4 protein-coding genes are annotated in these 6,030 nt (G+C 72.7%); all 4 read right to left on the bottom strand.

The features are described from left to right. Positions 1-108: 108 nt before the first annotated feature. The gene (locus DVH02_RS23095) at positions 109-2,028 is read right to left on the bottom strand and encodes an outer membrane protein assembly factor BamB family protein (protein WP_114625738.1); all 1,920 of its coding nucleotides are present in this window, start codon (positions 2,026-2,028) and stop codon (positions 109-111) included. A gap of 233 nt (positions 2,029-2,261) precedes the next feature. Further along, positions 2,262-4,082 (bottom strand): ABC-F family ATP-binding cassette domain-containing protein, encoded by a 1,821-nt coding sequence (locus DVH02_RS23090; RefSeq protein WP_114625737.1) that lies wholly within the window; start codon positions 4,080-4,082, stop codon positions 2,262-2,264. Between the two features lie 128 nt (positions 4,083-4,210). Further along, on the bottom strand, positions 4,211-5,134 hold the full coding sequence (locus tag DVH02_RS23085; protein ID WP_114625740.1) for a 4-(cytidine 5'-diphospho)-2-C-methyl-D-erythritol kinase: 924 nt from the start codon (positions 5,132-5,134) through the stop codon (positions 4,211-4,213). 5 nt (positions 5,135-5,139) lie between these two features. Next, positions 5,140-5,985 (bottom strand): 16S rRNA (adenine(1518)-N(6)/adenine(1519)-N(6))-dimethyltransferase RsmA, encoded by an 846-nt coding sequence (gene rsmA, locus DVH02_RS23080; RefSeq protein ID WP_114625739.1) that lies wholly within the window; start codon positions 5,983-5,985, stop codon positions 5,140-5,142. Positions 5,986-6,030 lie beyond the last annotated feature (45 nt).

The following is a 6,030-nucleotide window of genomic DNA, read 5'->3' as shown; positions in this document are numbered from 1 at the left end:
CCCGCCGGGGACTCCTGCGGCGGACCGAACCCGCCCTGCGGCGGCTCGTCGGGCGATGGGGGCTGCTGGGGAGGCTGGGGAGGCTGTGTCATGGCGTGCGCACCTCGGTCACTTACCGAAAACGATCATGGTCTTGGCCTTCAGGTCGTCCGTGGCCTTGGAGGCGGTCATCCGTCCCGAGAGGAGATAGAACCGGCCGTCCTCGTAGGCGTACTTCTTGGAGTAGAAGGAACTCTCGATCCGGGCCGTGGAGTCCGGGTGCTGGAGCAGGATCTTGGGATCGCCACCGGTCGCCGCGACGCTCGCGACCGCACCGCCCTTGTCGTACGTGGGATCCATGTAGGCGGTGACGTTGCCGCCCTGCGCGCCGAGCACCGTCAGGTTGCGGCCGGAGGGCGCCTTGGAGCGCCACTTGGGGGCTCCGGTGGCCAGGTTGAAGGCGACGATCTCGTTGGCGGCGCTGACGTCCTTCGGCTTCGTCGACAGGTAGATGGTGTCGGACCCGACCGCGACGCCGACGCAGCCCTCCAGAACGTCGCCGAAGGTGAAGCTGGCGCCGCACGTGACCGAGAACTGGTCCTTGCCGCCCTTGAGCTGGGCGCGCAGGGTGCCGTTCGCGCCGAACGAGGCGACGCTCCAGCTCTTCTTCTCGCTGTTCTTCACAGAGACGACCAGCGGGTCGACCGAGTAGACCTTGTCCAGCGCCCAGTCCTTCTCGAACGTGTAGGTCCACTTGGCGGCGCCGGTGGCCGGGTTCAGCTCCTGGATCACCCGGGTGTCGCCGCCGGTCTTGCAGCGGGAGGCCGAGATGAGTTTCGGGCCGCCCGCGAAGGCGTACGGCTGGCAGTCGGTGGCCGACTTGCCGAAGAGGTCCTTGCCGTCGCTCATGCGGTAGGCGTTGGCGTAGTTGGTTCCGCGTCCGACGGCGACGGTGTCGCCGCTGATCGCGATCGAGAGGTCGTCGATGAAGTCGAAGTTGCCCTGCTTCTCGATCGGCTTCTTCCAGCCGCCCTTGCCCGTCTTCAGGTCGATCATCTGGAGCTGGGTGCAGCTGCTGCGTTCGGTGTTGCCGTCCTTGAACGCGACGACCATCCTGCCGTCCGCCGTGGGCGCCCCGGCGGTGGCGCAGATCGGGGCGGTGACCGGGAGCGTCCACTTCTTCTTGCCGTCGGTGGCCGAGTAGCCGACGATCTGCCGGTACATGGCCTTGACGACGGTGTCGCCCGCGAACCACGGGCCGTAGACGTCGGCGCCGACGCCCGGCAGCTCGACGTCGTTGGTGAGCATGAAGTCGATCTTGGCTTCGCCGTCCTTGCGCCCGGCGTTGAGGTCGTCCTCGACCGGCCGGCCGTCGCCGCTGCCGTCGCCCTCGTCAACCTCGTCCGACGGGCTGGGCGAGGTGCCCTCGCTCTTGCTGACGGCGGGCTTGCCGTCGTCGCCGTCGTCGCCGGTGGCCAGCCAGACTCCGGTGCCGACGACCAGCAGACCGGCGACGGCCGCGGCGACGATGACGGCGGCCTTGTTGCCGGACTTCTTGCCGCCGGGGCCGCCGGGGCCGGGCGGCATGGTGGGCGCGCCGGGGAACTGCTGGGGCGGGTAGCCGCCGGGCTGCTGGCCGTAGCCGTAGGGGCCGGGCTGCTGCTGACCGTACGGGCCGGGGGCCGCGCCCGGCTGGGCGCCGTAGGGGCCGGGCTGCTGGGGGTAGCCGTACGGTCCCGGCTGCGGTCCGTAGGGGCCGGGCTGCTGGTCGTACGGTCCCGGTATCCGCCCCGGCTCCTGGCCGCCCGGCGCCTGCGGGTAGCCGTACCCGGGCGGGACGCCCGGCGCGGTCTGCGGATAGCCGTAACCGGGCTCGGCGGGCGGCTGCGGCGGCTGTGACGGCTGGACCGGCGGCTGCGCGGGCGGCTGGGCAGGCGGCTGGGCAGGCGGCTGCGGTGGCTGCGCGGGCGGCTGTGGGGCCCCCTGCTGCGGATCCCGCGGAGCGCCGGAGCCTCCCGGCGGCGGCGGTGGGCTGGGTGGCTGGGTCATCAGCGCTTTCCCCCTGTTTGGCGCGGGTCCGCCACCCGGCCGTACTCCCCCGCGTACCCGGTGGGCAGGCCCACCGGAATAGAGCGATCCGGGTGTGGATTCCGCATCGTCACATCAGTCGAGCGGGGCTTCTTTGTATCACCCGAAGAGCTGTACGGTTCGGGCCGGTCGCCCCCTGTTCCCAAGGGAGGACCGGCCCGTGATGGGGTTGTTACGCGCTCTCCACGCGGTCTCTACGCGTCCTCCGCCAGCTCCAGCCAGCGCATTTCCAACTCCTCGCGCTCCGCCTTGAGTTCACGCAGCTCGCTGTCCAGTTTCGCCACCTTCTCGAAGTCTGTGGCGTTATCGGCGATCTGCTGGTGGAGGGTCTTCTCGCGGTCGTCCATCCTGCCGACCTGACGCTCGATCTTCTGCAGCTCCTTCTTCGCCGCGCGGCCGTCCTTCGCGGACACGGCGGCGCCGGAACCGCCCGGGGCGGCGGACGACGCGACGGGCGCGGACGCCGGGACGGCGGCCGCCGCCTGCGCGCGGCGGCGCTCCAGGTACTCGTCGATCCCGCGCGGCAGCATCCGCAGGGACTTGTCCCCGAGCAGCGCCATCACCCTGTCGGTGGTGCGCTCGATGAAGAACCGGTCGTGGGAGATGACCACCATCGATCCGGGCCAGCCGTCGAGGAGGTCCTCCAGCTGGTTGAGCGTCTCGATGTCGAGGTCGTTGGTGGGCTCGTCGAGGAAGAGTACGTTCGGCTCGTCCATCAGCAGCCGCAGCAGCTGGAGCCGGCGCCGCTCGCCGCCGGAGAGGTCACCGACCGGCGTCCACTGCTTCTCCTTGGTGAAGCCGAACTGTTCGCAGAGCTGCCCGGCCGTCATCTCCCGGCCCTTGCCGAGGTCGACCCGGTCGCGTACCTGCTGGACTGCTTCGAGCACCCGCAGCGTCGGCTCCAGTTCGGTGACCTCCTGCGAGAGGTACGCCAGCTTGACGGTCCTGCCGACGATCACCTTGCCCGCCGTGGGCTGCGTCTCGCCCTGGGTACGGGAGGCGTCGGCGAGGGCGCGCAGCAGCGAGGTCTTGCCCGCGCCGTTCACCCCGACCAGGCCGATCCGGTCGCCGGGGCCGAGCTGCCAGGTGAGGTGGGTGAGCAGCACCTTCGGGCCGGCCTGGACCGTCACGTCCTCCAGGTCGAAGACGGTCTTGCCGAGCCGGGCGTTGGCGAAGCGCATCAGCTCCGAGGTGTCGCGCGGCGGCGGTACGTCGGCGATCAGCTCGTTGGCGGCCTCGATCCGGAAGCGCGGCTTCGAGGTACGGGCGGGGGCGCCGCGCCGCAGCCAGGCCAGCTCCTTGCGGACCAGGTTCTTCCGCTTGACCTCCTCGGTGGCCGCGATGCGCTGGCGCTCGGCGCGGGCGAAGACGTAGTCGGAGTAACCGCCCTCGTACTCGTGGACCGTGCCGCCCTGGACGTCCCACATCCGGGTGCAGACCTGGTCGAGGAACCACCGGTCGTGGGTGACGCAGACGAGCGCGGAGCGGCGGGCGCGCAGATGCTCGGCGAGCCAGGCGATGCCCTCGACGTCGAGGTGGTTGGTGGGCTCGTCCAGCACGATCAGGTCGGGCTCGCCGATCAGCAGCTTCGCGAGCGCGATCCGGCGGCGCTCACCGCCGGACAGCGGCGCGATCACGGTGTCGAGGCCCTGCGGGAAGCCGGGCATGTCGAGGCCGCCGAACAGGCCGGTCAGCACGTCGCGGATCTTGGCGTCGCCCGCCCACTCGTGGTCGGCGAGATCGCCGATCACCTCGTGCCGGACGGTGGCGGCCGAGTCGAGGGAGTCGTGCTGCGTCAGCACGCCGAGCCGCAGCCCACCGTTGTGGGTGACCCGCCCGGTGTCGGCCTCCTCCAGCTTCGCCAGCATCCGGATGAGGGTGGTCTTCCCGTCACCGTTGCGCCCCACGACGCCGATCCGGTCCCCCTCGGACACGCCGAGAGAGACACCGTCGAGCAGCGCACGGGTGCCGTACACCTTGGTGACTGTCTCGACATTGACCAGATTGACGGCCATTTCACTCCTGCTGCGGGGGGACACGATCGACGTCCCAGGGTAGTCGCCGCCCGGGGGCCGCCGACCGGCCGCCCGGTGGCGGCCCTGCCGGCGGCCCTACGGGCGCGGAAGGCGGGGGTCCGGCCCCGTCAGGGCGCGGTCCGCTCCACCACGGTCGCGCCCGCCGCCGGGGAGGTGGCGGCGCGTGCCGTACGGCAGGTGCCCGAGGCGAGCAGGGTCCGGGCGACGCGCTCGGCGTCGTCGGCGGTCTTGGCCAGGAACGCCGTGGTCGGCCCTGATCCGGAGACCAGCGCCGCGAGCGCGCCGGCGGCGGTCCCGGCGGCGAGGGTGGCGGACAGGGCGGGGCGCAGGGCGAGGGCCGCGGGCTGGAGGTCGTTGCCGAGGGTGGCCGCGAGGGCGGTGGCGTCGCCGGTGCGCAGGGCATCGAGCAGCGCCGGGTCGGCGGCCGGGGGCGGGACGTCGGTGTGCGCGGCGAGCCGGTCGAACTCCCGGAAGACGGTGGGGGTGGACAGCCCTGCGTCGGCGACCGCGAAGACCCAGTGGAAGTCGCCGCCGACGTCGAGCGGGGTGAGCAGCTCGCCGCGGCCGGTGCCCAGCGCCGCGCCGCCGATCAGGCTGAACGGCACGTCGCTGCCCAGCTCGGCGCAGAGGGCGAGCAGCTCCTCGCGGGTGGAGCCCAGCGACCAGAGGGCGTCGCAGGCGAGCAGGGCGCCCGCGCCGTCCGCGCTGCCGCCCGCCATGCCGCCCGCGACCGGGATGTCCTTGTCGATGTGGAGGTGGACGCGCGGGTCGATGCCGTGCCGCTCCGCCAGCGCGAGCGCGGCGCGGGCGGCGAGGTTCGTACGGTCCAGCGGGACCTGACCGGCGTCCGGGCCCGCGCAGGTGATCCGCAGTTCGTCGGCGGGGGTCACGGTGATCTCGTCGTGGAGGCCCACGGCGAGGAAGACGTTGGCGAGGTCGTGGAAGCCGTCGGGGCGGGCGGCACCGACCGCGAGCTGGACGTTGACCTTGGCCGGAACCCGTACCCGTACCCGTCCCTGTTCCGTGCGCACGCCGCTCACGCCCCCGCCCCCTTCGACTCCGCGATCCGCGCGAACTCCTCGACCGTCAGCGACTCGCCGCGCGCCTGCGGCGACACCCCCGCGGCGACCAGCGCCGCCTCGGCCGCCGGGGCGGAGCCCGCCCAGCCGGACAGGGCCGCGCGCAGCGTCTTGCGGCGCTGGGCGAAGGCCGCGTCGACGACGGCGAAGACCTCGGTCCTGTCGGCCGTCGTCCGTACCGGTTCCTTACGGCGCACCAGCGAGACCAGCCCGGAGTCCACGTTGGGCGCGGGCCAGAAGACGGTGCGGCCGATGGCGCCCGCGCGCTTGACGTCCGCGTACCAGTTGGCCTTCACCGAGGGCACCCCGTAGACCTTGCTGCCGGGGGCGGCGGCGAGCCGGTCGGCGACCTCGGCCTGGACCATGATCAGGGTCCGTTCGATGGTCGGGAAGTGCTCCAGCATGTGCAGCAGGACGGGCACGGCCACGTTGTACGGGAGGTTGGCGACCAGCGCGGTGGGCGCCGGGCCCGGCAGCTCCCGTACCCGCAGGGCGTCCGCGTGCACCAGCGAGAAGCGCCCGGCGCGCGTCGGCATCCGCGCCTCGATGGTGGCGGGCAGCGCGGCGGCCAGCGTGTCGTCGATCTCCACGGCGGTGACCCGGTCGGCGGCCTCCAGCAGCGCCAGCGTGAGCGAGCCGAGTCCGGGGCCGATCTCCACGACGACGTCGTCGGGGCGCACCTCCGCGGTGCGGACGATCCGGCGGACGGTGTTGGCGTCGATGACGAAGTTCTGGCCGCGCTGCTTCGTGGGGCGCACGCCCAGCGCCGTCGCCAGCTCGCGGACGTCCGCCGGGCCCAGCAGGGCGTCGGAGGCGGCCGGGGGCGCGGCGGACGTCCGCGAGCTGGC

The sequence above is a fragment of the Streptomyces corynorhini genome (assembly GCF_003346515.1).
GTDB classification, from domain to species: domain Bacteria; phylum Actinomycetota; class Actinomycetes; order Streptomycetales; family Streptomycetaceae; genus Streptomyces; species Streptomyces corynorhini.
Note: the sequence above shows the minus strand (reverse complement) of the source record. Positions and strands in the feature narration are given on the sequence as shown.